Origin of the sequence: Salmonella sp. SSDFZ54 (assembly GCF_004010735.1) — a bacterium.
Taxonomy (GTDB): domain Bacteria; phylum Pseudomonadota; class Gammaproteobacteria; order Enterobacterales; family Enterobacteriaceae; genus Salmonella; species Salmonella enterica.
Genome location: NZ_CP034819.1, coordinates 244,469 through 263,970 on the forward strand (window position 1 = coordinate 244,469; position 19,502 = coordinate 263,970).

General features: G+C 57.3%; 9 protein-coding genes. 1 reads left to right on the top strand and 8 read right to left on the bottom strand.

The window, feature by feature from the left end:
• Window positions 1-62: 62 nt before the first annotated feature.
• On the top strand, window positions 63-1,064 hold the full coding sequence (locus EOS97_RS01160) for a chemotaxis protein (protein ID WP_127836103.1): 1,002 nt from the start codon (window positions 63-65) through the stop codon (window positions 1,062-1,064).
• A 40-nt stretch (window positions 1,065-1,104) separates the two neighbouring features.
• On the opposite strand, the gene EOS97_RS01165 is transcribed toward EOS97_RS01160, so the two are convergent.
• The 8 genes from EOS97_RS01165 to nuoI all read right to left on the bottom strand — a co-directional run bounded on the left by EOS97_RS01165 (window position 1,105) and on the right by nuoI (window position 19,498).
• Window positions 1,105-2,886 (bottom strand): VWA domain-containing protein, encoded by a 1,782-nt coding sequence (locus EOS97_RS01165; RefSeq protein ID WP_000931750.1) that lies wholly within the window; start codon window positions 2,884-2,886, stop codon window positions 1,105-1,107.
• Between the two features lie 707 nt (window positions 2,887-3,593).
• A complete protein-coding gene (locus EOS97_RS01170; protein ID WP_039521498.1) occupies window positions 3,594-12,575 on the bottom strand; it encodes an autotransporter-associated beta strand repeat-containing protein in 8,982 nt (2,993 codons plus the stop codon).
• A gap of 608 nt (window positions 12,576-13,183) precedes the next feature.
• On the bottom strand, window positions 13,184-14,641 hold the full coding sequence (nuoN, locus tag EOS97_RS01175; RefSeq protein ID WP_000156667.1) for an NADH-quinone oxidoreductase subunit NuoN: 1,458 nt from the start codon (window positions 14,639-14,641) through the stop codon (window positions 13,184-13,186).
• 6 nt (window positions 14,642-14,647) lie between these two features.
• The gene (gene nuoM, locus EOS97_RS01180; RefSeq protein ID WP_000926428.1) at window positions 14,648-16,177 is read right to left on the bottom strand and encodes an NADH-quinone oxidoreductase subunit M; all 1,530 of its coding nucleotides are present in this window, start codon (window positions 16,175-16,177) and stop codon (window positions 14,648-14,650) included.
• A 76-nt stretch (window positions 16,178-16,253) separates the two neighbouring features.
• On the bottom strand, window positions 16,254-18,095 hold the full coding sequence (gene nuoL / locus EOS97_RS01185) for an NADH-quinone oxidoreductase subunit L (RefSeq protein ID WP_001056582.1): 1,842 nt from the start codon (window positions 18,093-18,095) through the stop codon (window positions 16,254-16,256).
• Window positions 18,092-18,394: an NADH-quinone oxidoreductase subunit NuoK gene (nuoK, locus tag EOS97_RS01190; protein WP_000612687.1), complete on the bottom strand. Its 303-nt coding sequence runs from the start codon at window positions 18,392-18,394 to the stop codon at window positions 18,092-18,094. Before nuoK ends, nuoL begins: the two co-directional genes overlap by 4 nt.
• Window positions 18,391-18,945 (bottom strand): NADH-quinone oxidoreductase subunit J, encoded by a 555-nt coding sequence (nuoJ, locus tag EOS97_RS01195; RefSeq protein WP_000393522.1) that lies wholly within the window; start codon window positions 18,943-18,945, stop codon window positions 18,391-18,393. Before nuoJ ends, nuoK begins: the two co-directional genes overlap by 4 nt.
• 10 nt (window positions 18,946-18,955) lie before the next feature.
• The gene (gene nuoI / locus EOS97_RS01200; protein WP_000172747.1) at window positions 18,956-19,498 is read right to left on the bottom strand and encodes an NADH-quinone oxidoreductase subunit NuoI; all 543 of its coding nucleotides are present in this window, start codon (window positions 19,496-19,498) and stop codon (window positions 18,956-18,958) included.
• Window positions 19,499-19,502: the final 4 nt, after the last annotated feature.

Below are 19,502 nucleotides of genomic sequence, written 5' to 3' on the forward strand. Positions count from 1 at the left end.
TCCATTTTTTGTCCTCATTGCCGATAACACTAAAAAAGGCAGGCTTTCATAATGAGGTTAGGATGGACAATTTTCAGAAAGATATTGATGACAGGGCCAATTTAACCCTGTCCAACCGTTTTGAACTGCTGTTATTCCGTCTTGGTACATCGCTGCATGAACAGAAGTCAGAGCTGTTCGGCATCAATGTATTTAAGCTGCGCGAAATCGTACCAATGCCCGCCTTTACGCGCCCGGCAGGCATGAAAGCGCCGCTATTGGGCATGGTCAATATTCGGGATCAGGTCATTCCGGTGATTGATTTACCAGCGGTAGCGGGCTGCAAGCCGGAAACCGGGCTGAATATTTTGCTGATCACCGAATATGCGCGCAGCGTACAGGCATTTGCCGTCGAGTCGGTGGAAAATATTATGCGTCTTGACTGGCAACAGGTGCATACCGCCGAGAAAGCCGTCAACGGTCGCTACATCACCAGTATTGCCTGCCTGGATGACAACAAAGAAACCAACAACCTGGCGCTTGTGCTCGACGTTGAGCAGATCCTTTATGATATTGTCCCCTCCAGCCACGATCTGCGCGCCACCAATCTGAAGACCAATAAATTTTATATTACCCCTGGCGCGGTAGCCATTGTGGCGGAAGACTCCAAAGTCGCCCGCGCGATGCTGGAAAAAGGGCTGAACGCGATGGGAATTCCGCATCAGATGCATGTGACCGGCAAGGATGCATGGGAGAGAATCCAGCAACTGGCGCAGGAAGCGGAGGCCGATGGTAAGCCAATTAGCGAGAAAATCGCGCTGGTCCTGACAGATCTTGAGATGCCGGAGATGGATGGCTTTACGTTAACGCGTAAAATTAAAACCGATGAACGGCTGAAAAAGATCCCGGTCGTTATTCACTCTTCCCTTTCCGGCAGCGCCAACGAAGATCATATACGTAAAGTGCAGGCCGAAGGCTACGTGGCCAAGTTTGAGATTAACGAACTCTCTTCGGTCATTCAGGAAGTGCTGGAGCGCGCAGCAACAAACAGCCAGGGACCACTGATCAGCCGCAAAAGCGCCTGACGTAACAGGGGATGCCTACAGTACAGGCATCCCCTGACGCTTAGTGAGACAAGCCTTCCGCCAGTTTTACCAGTTTAATAAACTCCGCGCGATAGCCTTGTTTATCTTCCCCGCGCGCCTGTTCACCCCATTTAATAATTTGCGGCCAGGTCGTATCTGCCAGCGTTTCTGAGCCACGCAGTTTTTGCCCGAAAGCCGCTACCGCCGCGCGGAAACGAAAATCTTCAGAGGCGTCAGCAAAGATCGGCATCTTTCCCATAACGACCGGGAACTCGGCTAATGTACTTTCGCTGGCCTGCGGCGCTTTCCAGCGCAATTTGATCCACGCCAGCTCGCTTGATTTTGTTGGCTTTGAGGCGGCTTTGTCCTGAGCGTAGCGCAGTTTATCCACCGAGGCTTTCTGCCCGTTAAGCGTCAGTTCAAAGAATAGCGTGACGTGTTTACCCGCGCCGATATCACCGGCATCAACCTTATCGTTATTGAAATCCTCGTCGCGCAGTTGGCGTTTTTCATAACCAATCTGCCGGTACTCAGTCACCCACTGCGGATTAAATTCGATTTGCGATTTTACATCTTTGGCAACGGTGACCAGCGTTTGATGCATCTCATCCTTGAGGACTTTTTGCGCCTCGGAGAGGGAGTCGATGTAGCTGTAATTACCGTTACCCACATCAGCAATTCTCACCATCATGGCTTCGTTGAAATTGTCATCGCCGACGCCCAGCGTAGATAAGGTAATACCTTTCTCGAGCTCTTTTTTTACCAGCGCTTCGATGTCTTTGGGATCGGTAATACCGAGGTTAAAATCACCGTCGGTGGTCAACAAAATGCGGTTAACGCCGCCTTTGATAAACCCTTTTTCGGCCTGCTCGTAGGCTAGTCGTAATCCCGCTTCACCACCGGTACTCCCGTAAGCATCCAGATTATCAATTGCCGCTTTAATCGCAGTTGTGTTATTTCCCGCTGTAGACGCCAGCGCGACGTGAGTGCCGCCCGCGTAGGTCACAATCGTGATGTTATCCTGCGCACGCAGATCGTTCACCAGCAGTTTTAGCGCCGACCGGATCAACGGTAGGCGTTCCGCTGGCTGCATAGAACCAGAAGTATCAATGAGAAAAACCAGGTTGGCAGGTGGCAGATCTCTGGTCTGCATGTCCCGGGCCTGAACATCAACTTTTAATAGCGTACGCTGCGCGTTCCACGGCGAGGGAGCCAGTTCGTATTTAACCGCAAATGGCATCGGTATACAGGCCGCAATGGGTTTAGTGTTATCCTGCTTATCCGCAACGGGCTGAGGCGCGGGAAAATAGTTGAGCATCTCTTCTACCCGCACGGCTTCCGGCGGCGGCAGTTGTCCCTGATTCAGAAAGCGCCGCACGTTAGCGTAGCTGCCAGTGTCTACATCCAGACTAAACGTGGCGAGCGGCGCCTGACTTACCTGTTTAATCGGATTTTCATCGTAGTGTTCGTAACGCGCGGTCCCCATTACATTACCGCCTTGTGCAGCGAACGCTTTTGGTGCCGCGGCACGTGTCTGCATTTCATATTGCGGTGCTTCGGCTGTTGCCAGAGATGCCGCTTTGGCATCTGCCAGGGCTTTGGCTTCAGCATATTCGGCTGCTTTTTTCGCAGCCTGTTGGGCGGCCTCGGCTTGTCTTTTCTGGACAGTGTCATCCCCGGCCTGAGCGCTATTTTCTTTCTGGATAGCCTGCTCCTGTTTTAACTCAGCCGGATTATTTCCCTGCGGGTCGGAGGGCTCCGGCCCACAGCCCGAGAGAACAACCCCACCCAACAACAGCATTAATGTTTTTCCATTAAGCATACAAATTCCTTTTCAATTATATTCGGGTAACTCTCTGCAGATGTCCTGCATTATATTCCGCTTTACTTTTATTATCTGCATGGCGAAAGTAGAAAATAATATTACCTGCGTTAATAACCACCCATAATAAAAAACATAATTATATTTTTGAGGCAAATAATATTTATGTTTAAGATGAAAAACTTAATCAGTTGCTGGCGTTCGACCCACAGATTCTGCGTGAAGAACACTATTTACAGTGACCGGTTTACCAAAAGTGAATATATAAGATGGGGGACAATCTGCACTGTGCCCTCGCCGATACTTCCTTTTACAACCCGCCAGACACCAACCCATTAAGCCGTGCCGTTGCTCACGTTATTGATGGAAAGAGATTATATGCCGCCGTCACATGAAATAATGAACTGAGCGCGATCGTTGTCGCCCTGAAAAACGCTGACAGAAATACGCTTCAGATCAAATTTTTCCCATTGAAGTCGATGAATAAACATTTATCCGGGAAACGGGTCACGAAAACAGTTGGGAGAGTTGTTCCACTGCCTGCTTGCGGAACCGGATACCGAATGTTGCGTTGCGCTCTACCCAACCTACGCCTGATGGCGCTTCGCTTATCAGGCCTACGAATTATCCTATATTGATAACCCTATAGGCCGGATAAGGCGTAGCCGCCATCCGGCATAAATGTTGTACTATGCCTGGTCAGCAACCTACCAGTTATAGCGCATGTTCAGGCTAAAGCTGGCGTCGCCGTAGTCGTTCTTTCCCTTCTGACCGGCGGCCTGGGCGTAGACGCTTAGCCGTTCGCTGACGTTTGCCTGAATCCCCACTTTCACTTCCACGCGGTCGTTCGGCAAATCCTGCGATACCTTCGTGTCGCCAAAGGTGGCCGAGGCATTGTCGCTGGCGTGCAGCCAGTTGACCTCCATAAACGGCTGGATCCTGCCGCTATCTTTGTACAGTTTACCGTCCACACGCACGCCTAAGCGCGTCGTCCAGCTATCATCGTTCTGGCCGCTGATGCGGGTGCCGCCATCGTCAATAACCGTGTCGGCGCTGTAGCGCTGCCAGGTGACCTGCGCCTGCGGCGTCAGGCTGACCGTGTTGCGGTTGCTTAACGCAATATCATAACGATAACCCGTCTCCAGCGAGACGGCGTGCGCAGCGGAGTCGTAACGGCTGGCGCTGAGTCCGTCGTTATCCACGCTGTTGTTGTAGGCGCCGTACTGATACCAACTGTCGATGTAAGCCCCGCGATGGCTTTGCGCATCGGCAAACCAGGTGGCGTAGAGGCCGAGGTTGTAGCCGTCCACGCTACCGTTGGCGGAGAACTGGCTGCCGTCCGCCCCCCGGTTGCCGGTGCTGTCGGTGCTGGCGTTGATGTAGCTGCCCATCAGGCCAACGGTGACGCTCTGCGCGCCGTCGCTCCAGGTCAGGATGTCGCCGCCGAGCTGGAACTGCGAGTAGTCGCTGTCGATATCTACATTGCCGTTAACCGCCTGCGATTCGGCTTTACCGGCCTTAAAACGCATCCAGACGCTGCCGTCGGCGGAACGGTACTGGCTGCCTTCCCGGTCGTAGAGGGTCTGCATTTGCAGGTTGCGCGCCATCCACTGGTTGCCGAGATAAACGCCAATGTCGGCGCGGTACTGCGGCGTCACGGGCGTGACGTCGCCGCCGTCAGGCGGAGTGATATCGCCGTCATCGTCCGGCGGGGTGACATCGCCGCCATCGTCCGGCGGAGTGACCTCGCCGTCGTCGTCCGGCGGGGTGACATCGCCACCGTCGTCCGGCGGAGTGACCTCACCGCCATCGTCCGGCGGAGTGACATCGCCGCCATCGTCCGGCGGAGTGACATCGCCGCCATCGTCCGGCGGAGTGACATCGCCGCCGTCGTCCGGCACGTCATCAGACTCGGAGCGCAAGTACCAGTCGCCGCCGTCTTGTTTCAGCGTGTAAGTCCAGGCGTTAATATCAACATGCCCTTTGTAGAGCGTAAAATCACCGTCGGACTGGCCGCCCACCTCAATGACTTCAATACCGTTAACCGTTTGTGCGCCCAGGCCATTGACGTTGGTGATATGCAGCGTGGTGCTGCCGGCGGTGTCGCCGGTGACGATCAGTTTATCGGTGGGCGAGCTGTCATCGCCCAGTTGGGTATTGAGATAGAGATGACCGTCGTTGCCGGTATAGTTTCCCGCGATCGTCAGCGTATTGTTGGGCTGGTCGCTGCCGCTTATCATCGCGCTGCTGTTGACGACATCGCCATTGACGGTGAACGTATCGACAAAGTACAGGCTGCCCTGGTTGTTAACATGGCCGTTCACCGTGGCGTTGTGGCCGCCAAAGGCGGCGTTCGCGGCGATATTAACCGCCTGCGCGCTCCCCGCAGAGCCGATGGTCGCCGTTTCGGCCAGCCATAGCGTGCCCTCCTGCACGTCGGTGTCGCCGCTGTAGGTATTTTGCGCCCCCAGGATCAGCGTGCCAGCGCCCCGTTTGATGAGCGATTTGCCGTCCCAGTCGGTGGCGCTGTCGGGATTGAGCGTGGCGTCAACGTCCGTCAGCGCGGTGTTCAGCGTGAAGCTGTGACCTTGCTCGCTCAGGGTGAAGGTGCCGTGGGCGTCGGTGGCGGCGTTGTCGCTGTCGGCATACCAGGACAACGAGGCGGTTACGTCATAGCGGGTGTCGTCGGCGGCGTTCACGCGCCCATCGACGGTGAGAAAATCCACCTGTTTGGCGTCCATACCGGCTACGGTGAATTGCGCAAAATCGCTATCGATGGCGCTGTCCGAGTCAATCAGCGTGTAGGCGTACGCGTCGCGGGTCCAGGATTTCGCCACGTTGCCGATGCCGGTAATATCCAGCGTGCCGCCCAGGTTGGCGCGGTCGGCGGTGACGATGGCGCCGCTGTTGCTGTCGGTCAGGTGTACGGCCAGGGTGCTGTTCGCCTCCTGCGTTAGCGTATTTGCCCGCAATGCGCTGCCTGCGCCAATTGCAGTGATGGCGTTATCGTGAGTGGTGAGATTTGCCGTAACGAACTGGCCGCTGGCGTTCAGTTGCAGGCTGGCGTAATTGTCGATATCGCCGCTGCCCAGCGCCTCAACGTTACTGGCGACCAGCGTACCGCCGCTGATGGTGGTGCCGCCAGTGTAAGAATTGGCGCCGGAAAGCGTGAGCGTCTTATCGCCGGATTTTACCACCTGGCCGCTGCCGCTGATGGCATTGTCGAACGTGCCGCCTGTGTTCAGTTCCAGCACGGCGTTGTCGGTGACGTCGCCACTTCCCAGCGCCTCAACGCTAGTGGCGACCAGCGTGCCGCCGCTGATGAGGGTGCCGCCGGTGTAAGAATTGGCGCCGGAGAGTGTGAGCGTCTCGTCGCCGGATTTCACCACCTGGCCGCTGCCGCTGATGGCGTTGTCAAAATCACCGCCGGTGTTCAGTTCCAGCACGGCGTTATCGGTGACGTCACCGGTGCCCAGCGCGTTTACATCGTTGGCGACCAGCGTGCCGTCGCTGATGAGCGTGCCGCCGCTGTAGCTGTTGGCACCTGAGAGCGTCAGCACGTCGTCGCCGGATTTTTCCACCTGCCCGCTGCCGCTGATGGCGTTGTCGAACGTGCCGCCGGTGTTCAGTTCCAGCACGGCGTTGTCGGTGACGTCACCGGTGCCCAGCGCATCAACGCTAGTGGCAATCAGCGTGCCGTCGTTGATGGTGGTGCCGCCGGTATAAGTATTGCTGCCGGAAAGCGTGAGCGCGTCGTCGCCAGATTTTTCCACGCGGCCCGTACCGCCGATGGCGTTGTCAAAATCGCCGTCGGTGTTCAGTTCCAGCACGGCGTCGTTAGTGACGTCGCCGCTGCCCAGCGCCTCAACGTTGCTGGCGACCAGCGTGCCGCCGCTGATGAGCGTGCCGCCGGTGTAAGTATTGCTGCCGGAAAGCGTGAGCGTCTCGTCGCCGGATTTGACCACCTGACCGCTGCCGCTGATGGCGTTGTCGAACGTGCCGCCGGTGTTCAACTCCAGAGTGGCGTTGTCAGTGACGTCGCCAGTACCCAGCGCCTCAACGTTGCTGGCGACCAGCGTGCCGCTGCTGATAAGGGTGCCGCCGGTATAAGTATTGCTGCCGGAAAGCGTGAGCGCGTCGTCGCCGGATTTTTCCACTTTGCCGCTACCGCTGATGGCGTTGTCAAAATCGCCGACAGCGTTCAGCGCCAGCGTGGCGTTGTCGGTAATGTCGCCAGTACCCAGCGCGTTCACGTCGTTGGCGACCAGCGTGCCGCCGCTGATAAGGGTGCCGCCGGTATAAGTATTGCTGCCGGAGAGCGTGAGCGCGTCGTCGCCGGATTTCTCCACGCGGCCCGTACCGCCGATGTTGTTGGTAAAGTCACCGCCTGTGTTCAGCATCAGCGTGGCGTTGTCGGTAACGTCGCCAGTACCCAGCGCGTTTACATCGTTGGCGACCAGCGTGCCGCTGCTGATAAGGGTGCCGCCGGTATAAGTATTGCTGCCGGAAAGCGTGAGCTTGTCATCGCCGGATTTTTCCACACGGCCCGTACCGCCGATGTTATTGATGAAGTCACCGCCGGTGTTCAGCTCCAGCGTGGCGTCGTCGGTGACGTCGCCGGTACCCAGCGCCTCAACGTTGCTGGCGACCAGCGTGCCGTCGCTGATGAGCGTGCCGCCGCTGTAGCTGTTGGCGCCTGAGAGCGTCAGCACGTCGTCGCCGGATTTTTCCACCTGACCGCTGCCGCTGATGGCGTTGTCGAACGTGCCGCCGGTGTTCAATTCCAGCGTGGCGTTGTTGGTAACATCGCCGGTACCCAGCGCCTCAACGTTACTGGCGACCAGCGTGCCATCGCTGATAAGGGTGCCGCCGGTATAAGTATTGGATCCGGAGAGGGTGAGCGTGTCGTCGCCGGATTTTTCCACACGGCCCGTACCGCCGATGTTATTGATGAAGTCACCGCCGGTATTCATTTCCAGCGTGGCGTTGTTGGTAACGTCGCCGCTGCCCAACGCGTCAACGTTGCTGGCGACCAGCGTGCCGTCGCTGATGAGCGTGCCGCCGCTGTAGCTGTTGGCGCCTGAGAGCGTCAGCGCGCCGTCGCCGGATTTGACCACCTGGCCGCTGCCGCTGATGGCGTTGTCGAACGTGCCGCCGGTGTTCAGCTCCAGCGTGGCGTCGTCGGTGACGTCGCCGCTGCCCAGCGCGTCAACGTTAGTGGCGACCAGCGTGCCGCCGCTGATGGTGGTGCCGCCGGTATAGGTGTTTTCCGCATTCAGGATCAGCGTGCCTGCGCCCTGTTTGATCAGCGATGTGCCGTCCCAGCCGGTGGCGCTGGCGGGATCGAGCGTGGCGTCAACGTTTTCCAGCACCGTATTGACCGCAAAACTGCCGTCGGCATTGGTCAGGTTAAACGTGCCGTGGGCGTCGGTGACGGCGTCGTCGCGGTCGGCATACCATGTCAGGGCGGTGGTCAGTTCGTACTGCTTGCCCGTGTCATCAATGCGGCCATCGACGGTGATAAAATCGGCCAGATCGGCGTCCATTCCGGCGACGGTAAGCTTTTCGAAATCGCCCGCAATGGTTTTGTCTGACGCGATCAGGGTGAAGATATCCAGATCGTCCGTGCTGGCGGGATCGCTGTCCAGCACATCGCCGACGCCGGTGATGTCCAGCGTACCGGCCAGCGAGACCTGAGAAGCGGCGTGGATAACAGGATCGGCGGTGTTGCTGTTCAGGTTGATGGTCAGCGTGCTATCGCTTTTTTGCGTCAGCGTGGTCGCCTGTAGCGTACTGCCTGCGCCGATTTCGGTGTTGCCGCCGCTTTCGGTGGTGAGATCCGTTACCGTAAACTGGCCGCTGGCGTCCAGCAACAGGCTGGCGCGGTTGTCGATAGCGCCCGTACCCAGCGCGTTGACGTGAGTGGCAATCAGCGTGCCGCCGCTGATGGTGGTAGCGCCGCTGTAGCTGTTGGCGCCTGAGAGCGTGAGCGTCTTGTCGCCGGATTTGACTACCTGGCCGCTGCCGCTGATAGCGTTGGTAAAGTCACCGCCGGTGTTCAGTTCCAGCGTGGCGTTGTTGGTGACGTCGCCAGTCCCCAGCGCCTCAACGTTGTTGGCGACCAGCGTGCCGCCGCTGATGGTGGTGCCGCCGGTGTAAGAATTGGCGCCAGAAAGCGTGAGCGCGTCGTCGCCGGATTTCACCACTTGGCCGCTGCCGCTGATGACGTTGTCGAACGTGCCGCCGGCGTTCAGCTCCAGCGTGGCGTTGTCGGTAATGTCGCCAGTGCCCAGCGCCTCAACGTTGCTGGCGACCAGCGTGCCGCCGCTGATGGTGGTGCCGCCGGTGTAAGAATTGGCGCCGGAGAGCGTGAGCGTCTCGTCGCCGGATTTCACCACCTGGCCGCTGCCGCTGATGGCATTGTCAAAATCGCCGCCGGTGTTCAGCTCCAGCGTGGCGTTGTCGGTGACGTTGCCGGTCCCCAGCGCCTCAACGTTGTTGGCGACCAGCGTACCGTCGCTGATAGTGGTGCCGCCGGTATAGGTGTTTTCCGCATTCAGGATCAGCGTGCCTGCGCCGGTTTTGGTAAGCGACTGGCCGTTCCAGCCGCTGTTGGCGTCAACGTCTTCCAGCACCGTGTTGACCGTAAAGCTGTCGTCGGCATCCGCCAGGTTGAAGGTGCCGTGGGCGTCGATGGCGGCGTTGTCGCGATCGGCATACCACGTCAACGTCTCGACCAGATCATAGTGTGTGTCATTGACGTTTTTCTGCCCCACGACGGTAATGAACGCGTCCGGGTTCATGGCGTTGCCGTTGATAGTGATGTCGTCAAAATCGCCGCTAATGGCGTTGTCCGATTCGATAAGCGCCAGGGAGATCAGATCGTCGGTGCTGCGTATCGGCTCCTGGCTGGCTGGCGAGGCGACATTGAGCGTACCGTCCAGATTCACGTTTTTTGCGCGGATGACGGGGCCGCTGGTCTCCGTCAAATCGGCCGTTAGCGTGCTGCCGTCCTGCTGGGTCAGGGTATTGGCCTGTAGCGTGCTGCCCGCGCCGATTTCAACGGTGGCGCCGCTGTGGGTGGTGAGATCCGCGACGATAAAGGGATCGCTGGCGCTTGCCGCGTCCAGTTTGAGGTAAGCGCGGTTGTCGATATTGCCGCTGCCCAGCGCGCCGCCAGCGGTGGCGGTCAGCGTTCCCTCTGCAATGGTGGTGCCGCCGCTGTAGCTGTTGTTGTTACTGAGCGTCAGCTCGCCGCCGCCCTGTTTTACCACGTTGCCGCTGCCGCTTATGACGCTGCCGTAGGCGGCGGCATCGCTGCGGTTAAACGTCAGCGTGCCGTTGTCAACGATGTCGCCGTTAAACGCGCCCAGCGTGCCGCCGTTGCCAATCTGCAGCGTCGTGCCGCTATCGACGGTCGCGCCTTTGGCGGTCATCGCGCCGTTCAGTATCAGCGTGCCGGATTTTACCCAAAGCGCGCTGTTGGTTGTTCCCGAGAGGTTCATCGTCGCGCCCGACAGCGTCCAGTCGCCGCTGCTGGTCACGCTGTTCAGGCCGCTGATGCTGCTGCCCAGCGTACCCTCCCCATCCAGAATCAGATTATTGTTGGCGCTGGCGCTATTGTTGTCGTCGGTAATGCTGCCGGATATCTCCGTACCGGTATTGAGGGTGATAGTGTTGTTCTTGCTGCCGCTATTGATGAGAACGGCGTTGGTTCCGCCGGTTATTTTGCCCTGACTGGTCAGGGTGTTGCCGGAGCCGCTAATGGTTACGCCATTGGTGTCGCCCAGGATTGCTCCCGCATTAGCGAGCGTATTGTTATTGCCGTTGAGCTGAACGGCGGTATTTGCCGTGATGGAGCCGCCCGCCAGGTTATTGAGCGTGTGGCCCGTGGTGACGTAGACGCCGAATACCGAGGAGTCCATCGTGCCGCTGTTGTTAATCGTGACAGCGCCGCCGTGGGCATAGACGCTCGCGTCCCCGACGCCTTTACCCGTTGTGGTAATGGTGCCGGTGTTGGTGATAGTGCCGCTGGCGCCGCTATTGTACTGGATGCCGTAAGAGTTACTGGAGCCGGTCGCCGTGATGCTGCCGCCATTGGTGACGTTGTTGGCGCCGCTGTTAATCAGAATGCCGTTGTCTTTGGCGACGATAGCGCTTCCGCTTTCAGTCGTGACCTGGTTATTGCCGCTCGCGATACTGATGCCGGTACTGGTGGCGGTAATCTTACTTCCACTTTTGGCCGTGATCTGGTTGCCGCTGCCTTTACTGACGCGGATACCATTTTTGCCTGAAATTTCACCGCCTGAGGTGGTGACGATATTGTTATTGCCGCTGATAAGGAGGCCGTCGCTTACGCCGGTCATCTTCCCCTGGTTGGTGATGGTATTGCCGTTGCCATTAATCGCCACCGCCGTGTTGGCCGAGATTGCGCCCCCGGCCTGGTTATTGAGCGTATGGCCTTTGGAACGTGCCGAGTCGAGATAAACGCCATAGACGCTGGAACTCATGGTTCCGCTGTTATTAACGATGGTGCCGTCGCCGTTGCCGTGGACATAGACGCTGGCGTCTCCCGCGCCGCCGCCCGTGGTGGTAATGGAGCCGGTATTGGTGATAACGCCGCCGGAGGTACTTTCGCCATAATGGATGCCGTAAGTATTGGCGGTGCCATATGCGGAAATCGTGCCGTCATTGGTGACGAGGTTGTCGACGCCCACTTTAAGTTCCATGGCGGTGGACTTGATGCCGACGAGGCTGCTGTTTCCCGCCGTGATCACCCCGCCGACACGGTTGACCACTTCAAAATGAGAACCGTGATAGAGCGCAACGGTAATAAAATCAGACTGCATAAGGCCGCTATTATCAACAGAAACAGAACCACTCACCGCCATATCATTCAGGGTGTGGACATAAATCGCCGCATCCTCGATCTTGTTTGAACCATCGCTGGCCGTGGTGATAATGGTGCCGGTATTGACAATCGTACCGTAAGTACCGTCGCGAAACTCGACGCCATAAGAGCGCCAGGAGCCGTCGGAGTTAATCATCCCGCCGTTGGTGATGTGGGCCTCGCCGCTCTGGACTATCACCCCGGAAACGCCCTCCAGCACCCCGCTTTCGCTGCTGACGTAACTGCCGCCATTGAGCATATAAACGCCGGCATATTCCTGGGGGATATCCTCAGGATCATGCTCATACGTTGCGCTGTTTTCGATCCGGGCGTCGTTGATCACGCTGCCGCCATTTTGAAGCATTATCGTTCCATCCTCGTTGGAACCGGTGATCGTCCCCTGGTTATGTACGCTGGTGGCGCCCGTTGACGAATCCAGGTTCATCGCCTGGCTGTCGGTCAGACTGCTCCCCACGACAGCGCCGCTTTCAATCAGCAGATCCCAGTCGTTGCTGTTATCGCCGACGATGGCGGCGCTGGTCGCTGTGTCGGTGGCGACGGTATTGCCCGTTTCCACGACGAACGGCGTAGCGCCTGACAGGGTGTAGGTGGTGGTCTGGGAGGGAATGGAAACTCGCGTTTCCTCTGCGACGGCGGGGGCAGCATCCATCGCCAGCAGAGTTACCGCGCACGAGGCGCTGACGCTGACGATAGCGCGGCTACCACTGCGCGCCAGTTCGGAGGTGACAATATACATGCCGCGGGCGGCGTTCCATATAATATTGTAGGTTTTGTTCACTTACTATGTCCTTATTTTCTTTTTGTCCTTTTTGTTTACCTCCGTGGAGCAGCACAAAACCCGGCTATATCGGAGTAACGTTTACGACATAATAAATCGGAATTTGTCATTTTATTAAATTTTATAAATGAACATTAGCATGACATGGTATGCAAATAAATTTATTTAACGATTATATGCACTTAGGGGTTGCGGTAATAATTAGTAATTCTACCGTTTGGATTCATGTAAATTAAATAAATCAAAATAACATTACTGCCAATTATATTAACAAAGCTGGCTGGTTTTGAATTTTATCGCTTCGGTCTATTATTCAGGGGGAATATAGAGGAGATGTGAATATAATAGCGCCTGGCGGCGCTGTCGGATGGCTGACAAAGGAGAATACAACGTTGATGCCGGATGGCGACTACGCCTTATCCGGCATCTGGTTCTGTGTTCGTTGAAAAAGTGTTGGGTTTCGGCTACGCCTCACCCAACGAGTCCAGGGTCTCTATGCGTCACAGGTTTTCATAAGTTGGATGCAATCCAACATTTAGAGGCTCCGGTGTTGGCCATCAGCCTCAACCGCCGATAAATCGGCGGTTATTGACATCATCAACGCGGCATTACATCAGCGGCATCGCCAGTTGCACAAGGCTAATCAGCGGCTGCGGCCAGACGCCCAGTACCAACACCAGCAACGCGGAGATCAGCACCACGATACCGCCTGCGCTGTACTGCCAGTTTGTCGGCGCGTCGCGTCCCGGTTGCTGCGGCGCGTGCAGGTAGAGACTCACCGCAACGCGCAGGTAGTAGTACAAACCAATCGCGGAACCCACCACCACGGCGGCGACCAGCCACCACAGGCTGGCCTGAACGCCGACCGCCAGCACGTAGAATTTGCCGATAAAGCCCAGCGTCATCGGGATACCTGCCAGCGACAGCATCATCACCGTCATCACCGCGGCAAGAACCGGACGGTGCCAGAACAGACCACGGTAAGAGTACAGGGAATCGGCATCCGGGCCGCGGAACGGGCTGGACATCAGGCTGACCACGCCAAACGCACCGAGGCTGCTGAACAGATAACCGGCCAGGTAAACGCCAACCGCTTCCATCGACATCTCGCCGCTCTGCAGGGCAATCAGCGCCACCAGCAGATAGCCGAGGTGAGAGATAGAAGAGTAACCGAGCAGACGTTTGATGTTGGTCTGGCTCAGCGCCATCAGGTTACCAAAGATGATAGAGGCAAAGGCGATAATGCCCAGCACCACGCGTACCGCTTCGCTGTCGCCTACCGGCGCATAGAGGAACAGACGCATCACCACGCCGAAGATAGCAATTTTGCTCGCCGTCGCCAGGAAGGTGGAAACCGGCGCAGGCGCGCCCTGGTAAACGTCTGGCGTCCACAGGTGGAACGGCACCAGAGAGAGTTTAAAGCCCAGACCGACAATCATCAGGCCAAAGCCCGCCAGCAGCAACGGCTCGTGCAGCATACCATCGCCGAGGCTCTTACCGAGCGCTTCGAAAGACAGGTTGCCGGACTGCGCATAGACCAGCGCCATCCCGAACAGCAGGAAAGACGAGGCGGCAGCGGAGAGGATGGTGTATTTGATACTGGCTTCCAGCGAGCGTTTCTGGCGGAAAGCATAACCAATCAGGCCGAACAGCGGCAGCGAGATCAGTTCAATACCAAGGAACAGCGCCGCCAGATGGTTAGCGTTCGCCAGCAGAATTCCGCCCAGGCTGGCGATTAACACCAGCAGGTAGAACTCTTCCTGGTTATCGTTATAGCCTTCCAGCCACGGGTAGGCAAAGGTACAGGTGGCGAGGCTCGCCAGCAGCACCAGCCCGGTGTAGAGCATCGCAAAGCCGTCAACGCGCATCAGCGGCGTGACGTCCATTGCCCCGGCCTGGCCGACAAACCAAAGCGAAACCAGAGCAGCGTTAAGCCCAATGACCGACAGCGTGGCATTGAGGAAGTGATTGCGTCGCCACGCAATGGAGAGCATCACAACCACCACCGTCAAGCCGACGATCAGCAGCGGTAGCAGCGCAATCAGGTGTTGTGGAGTTATTGTCATGGCGATTTACGGCCTTGTAGTAGTAACGGAATTAACAAACCACTGCTGGATGTTGCTCATCGCAGAATGCGAGGTATCCAGAATCGGCTGCGGATAGAAGCCAAGCAGTACCAGAAGCACCACCAGCAACAGAATGATAAACAGCTCGCGCAGCGACATCCCTGGCAGTTCCTGGCTGGCAATCTGGCTCTTCGCTTTACCGAAGTAAGCGCGATGCAGCATCGCCAGCGAGTATACAGAGGCGAATACCAGCCCAAAGGTGGAGATCACGGTAATCATCGGCACCACCTGGTAGCTGCCGAACAGAATCATAAATTCGCCGACAAAGTTACCGGTGCCCGGCATCCCGAGCGTCGCCACCGCAAAGAACATAGACAGCGCAGGCAACCACTTCATCTTGCCCCACAGGCCGCCCATCATACGCATGTCACGCGTATGCAGACGTTCGTACAACTGGCCACACAGAATGAACAGACCGGCTGCGGACAAACCGTGCGCAATCATCTGAATCACCGCGCCCTGGTACGCCAGCTGACTGCCGGTGTAGATAGCGATCAGCACGAAGCCCATGTGGGAAACGGAGGTATAGGCAATCAGACGCTTGATGTCGTATTGGGTAAAGGCCATCCACGCGCCGTAGAAAATGCCGATAACGCCCAGCCACATAGCGATGGGCGCAAACTCCGCCGACGCGTTCGGGAACAATGGCAGGGAGAAACGCAGCAGACCGTAAGCGGCGGTTTTCAGCAAGATACCGGCCAGGTCGACAGAACCGGCGGTCGGCGCCTGGGAGTGCGCATCCGGCAGCCAGCCATGCAACGGCACCACCGGCATTTTCACCGCGAAGGCGATGAAGAAGCCCAGCATCAGCAGATATTCCACACCGTGGGACATCGGCGTGTTCAGCAGCTCTTCATAATTGAAAGTCCACACGCCGGTCGCGTTGTAGTGCACAAAGACCAGCGCCAGGATGGCAATCAGCATCACCAGACCACTCGCCTGGGTGTAGATGAAGAACTTGGTCGCCGCCGTGATACGCGTTTTCCCGTCAGAAGCTTTGTGGCCCCACAGCGCTATCAGGAAGTACATCGGCACCAGCATCATTTCCCAGAAGAAGAAGAACAGGAACATGTCGATGGCCAGGAACACGCCGATAACGCCGCCTAAGATCCACATCAGGTTCAGGTGGAAGAAGCCCTGATATTTTTCGATTTCTCGCCAGGAGCAAAGCACCGCCAGAACGCCGAGCAGGCCGGTCAGCACCACCATTAGCAGCGACAGTCCGTCGAGCGCCAGATGGATAGAGATGCCAAAACGCGGGATCCACGGCAGGACAAATTCAGATTGCCACTGCGGAATACCGGCGGATTGCGTCAGTGAGTAGCCGCCCTGCAACCACAATTGCAGACCGAGCGCCAGCGTCAGCCCCATGGTAATCAGCGCTATCCAGCGCGGCACCTTCACGCCAAAGCGTTCGGTCTGCCAGCACAGAAAGCCGCCGATAAAGGGAATCAATATTAGCCAGGGTAGTAACATGGCGATTTTTATTCCTTTTTAAGGCCTCTGACAGAGGCCTGATTTTCAACGAATTTGGATAAAATTCACTTTACGATCAACGCAGTACCATCAGCAGCGCCAGCACCACAACCGCGCCGATGCTCATGGATGCCACATACCAGCGCAAATAACCGTTCTCGCTCAGTACCAGGCCTTTGCCTGCAAAACGGGAAAGGATAGCCGGAATGTTCATCAACGCATTAAGCGGGTCGCGCTTCAGCAGCCAGGCGATACCGAGGAATGGCTTGACGAATACTTTGTCGTACAACCAGTCAAAGCCCCAGGCATTATACCACCAGGTCCCCAGCAGACGGCCCGGCGCGCTGTTGGCGATCGACGTCACCAGCGTGCGTTTACCCAGCCACAGCCATGCGGCAATCAGGATGCCGGCAATCGCCACTACGCCAGAGGTAATTTCCAGCGTCATGACGCGCCCATGCGCCAGTTCAGTTGTCTGCGGCAGCACCCCCTGCAATGGCGGCACAATCAGCGCGCCAACAAAGGTAGACAGAATCATCAGGACAATCAGCGGCAGATGGTGGGTAATCCCCTTCCCTGCATGAGCATGAATTTGTTCTTTCCCGTGGAATACGATGAAAATCATCCGGAAGGTGTACAGCGAGGTCATGAACGCGCCGACCAGACCCGCCACCATCAGATTGATATGACCGTTCGCCATCGCGCCAGCCAGGATCTCATCCTTACTGAAGAAGCCCGCAGTGACCAGCGGCAGCGCCGACAGCGCCGCGCCCCCCACCAGGAAGCAGGCATACACCAGTGGAATCGACTTACGCAGACCGCCCATCTTAAAGATGTTCTGTTCGTGATGGCAGGCCAGAATCACCGAGCCGGAGGCCAGGAACAGCAGCGCTTTAAAGAAGGCGTGCGTCATCAGGTGGAAAATCGCCGCATCCCACGCCTGCACGCCAAGCGCCAGGAACATGTAGCCAATCTGGCTCATGGTGGAATAGGCCAGCACGCGTTTGATGTCGGTCTGCACCAGCGCGGCGAAACCTGCCATTACCAGCGTAATCGCCCCGATAATGCCCACCAGATGCAGAATTTCCGGGGTCATCAGGAACAGACCATGGGTACGAGCGATCAGGTAGACACCGGCGGTGACCATGGTAGCGGCGTGGATCAGCGCGGAGACCGGCGTCGGACCGGCCATCGCGTCGGCAAGCCAGGTCTGCAACGGTAGCTGCGCAGATTTACCGACCGCGCCGCCCAGCAGCATCAGCGTCGCCCACATCAGCATGTTGTTGCCGTCAGCAAAGTGCGCTGGCGCCAGCTCGACCATTTCGCGGAAGTTCAGCGTGCCCAGTTCGTTGTAGAGGATGAACAGCGCGAAGGCGAGGAATACGTCACCGACACGGGTCACCACGAAGGCTTTCATTGCCGCCGCGCCATTCTTCGGATCGCTGTAATAGAAGCCGATCAACAGATAAGAGCACAGGCCCACGCCTTCCCAGCCGAGGTACATCAACAGCAGGTTATCGGACAGCACCAGAACAACCATGCTGGCGATAAACAGGTTGGTATAAGCGAAGAAGCGGGAGTAACCCTCTTCTCCACGCATGTACCAGGACGCGAACATGTGGATCAAGAAGCCGACGCCGGTGACCACAGAGAGCATGGTCAGCGACAGGCCGTCCAGCACCAGGTTAAAACCGATGTTGAAGTTACCGACCGACATCCACGTCCACAGCGGCTGGCTGAACGCCTGTTTGCCGTTGGCGAAGAAATCCATCCCGACAAACGCTGTCACCAACGCCGCCAGACCAACGGAGCCCACGCCAATGGTCGCGGAGAGATTTTCCGACCAGCGTCCGCGAGAGAACGCCAGCAATACAAAGCCAATCAATGGCAGAATAATGGTTAAGGCAAGCATGTTCATCCACGCATCTCACTTACTGAATCGATGTTCAGGTTCTGGCGACGGCGATGGAGTTGCAGCAACAGCGCAAGTCCAATACTCGCTTCCGCAGCCGCAAGGCTGATGGCGAGAATGTACATCACCTGACCATCGGTCTGGCCCCAGTAGCTCCCGGCGACCACAAAGGCCAGCGCGGAGGCGTTAATCATGATTTCCAGCCCGATCAGCATAAACAGCAGATTGCGGCGGATAACCAGACCGGTTAAACCCAGGACGAATAAAATCGCAGCGAGGATCAGTCCGTGTGTTAAGGGGATCATGCGCGCTCCTCCGTTTTTCTTTTCGCGCGGTCATCGGCGCGGTTGCTTAGCACTTCGCCCGCACGCTCTTCACGACCGACGTGGAACGCCACCACCAGGCCTGCCAGCAGCAGCATAGACGCCAGTTCGACCGCCAGAACATAAGGCCCGAACAGCGTAATGCCCACCGCTTTCGCGCTAATCGGCGTGCCGTCGATGCCCTGGTCGTTAACGCCCAGAATGGCGTACACAATGACCGCCAGCATAATGGCCGACAAAACCGCCGGACCAATCCACACCTGCGGCTTCAGCCACTGGCGTTCCTGCTCGATTTCGCTGCCGCCGAGGTTGAGCATCATCACCACGAACACAAACAGCACCATGATGGCGCCTGCGTAGACGATAATTTCCAGCGCACCGGCAAAATAAGCGCCCAGCGAAAAGAACACCCCGGAAATCGCCAGTAGCGATATCACCAGATACAACAGCGCGTGTACCGGATTGGTATGGGTGATCACTCGCAGGGTCGCGAGGATGGCTATCAGGCCACAGATATAAAAAGCGAATTCCATTGCCCTCTCCTTACGGTAACAGGCTCTTGACGTCGATAGGCTTGGCTTCGTTCTCTGCTTCGCCTTTATCTTTGCCGTCGATTGCCATACCCGCCATCCGGTAGAAGTTATATTCCGGGTATTTGCCCGGACCGGAAATCAGCAGATCCTCTTTTTCGTACACCAGATCCTGACGTTTGTATTCGCCCAGTTCGAAGTCCGGGGTCAACTGAATCGCCGTGGTCGGGCACGCTTCTTCGCACAGGCCGCAGAAGATGCAGCGTGAGAAGTTAATGCGGAAAAATTCCGGATACCAGCGGCCATCTTTGGTCTCCGCTTTTTGCAGAGAGATACAGCCTACCGGACAGGCTACCGCACACAGGTTACAGGCAACGCAGCGCTCTTCACCGTCCGGGTCGCGCGTGAGCACGATACGACCACGGTAACGGGGCGGTAAATAGACCGGCTCTTCCGGATACATCCGCGTTTCGCGTTTGGCGAACGCATGCAGGCCGATCATCCAGATACTGCGTACCTGAGTGCCGAAACCTACTAATAATTCTTTTAAGGTCATGGTC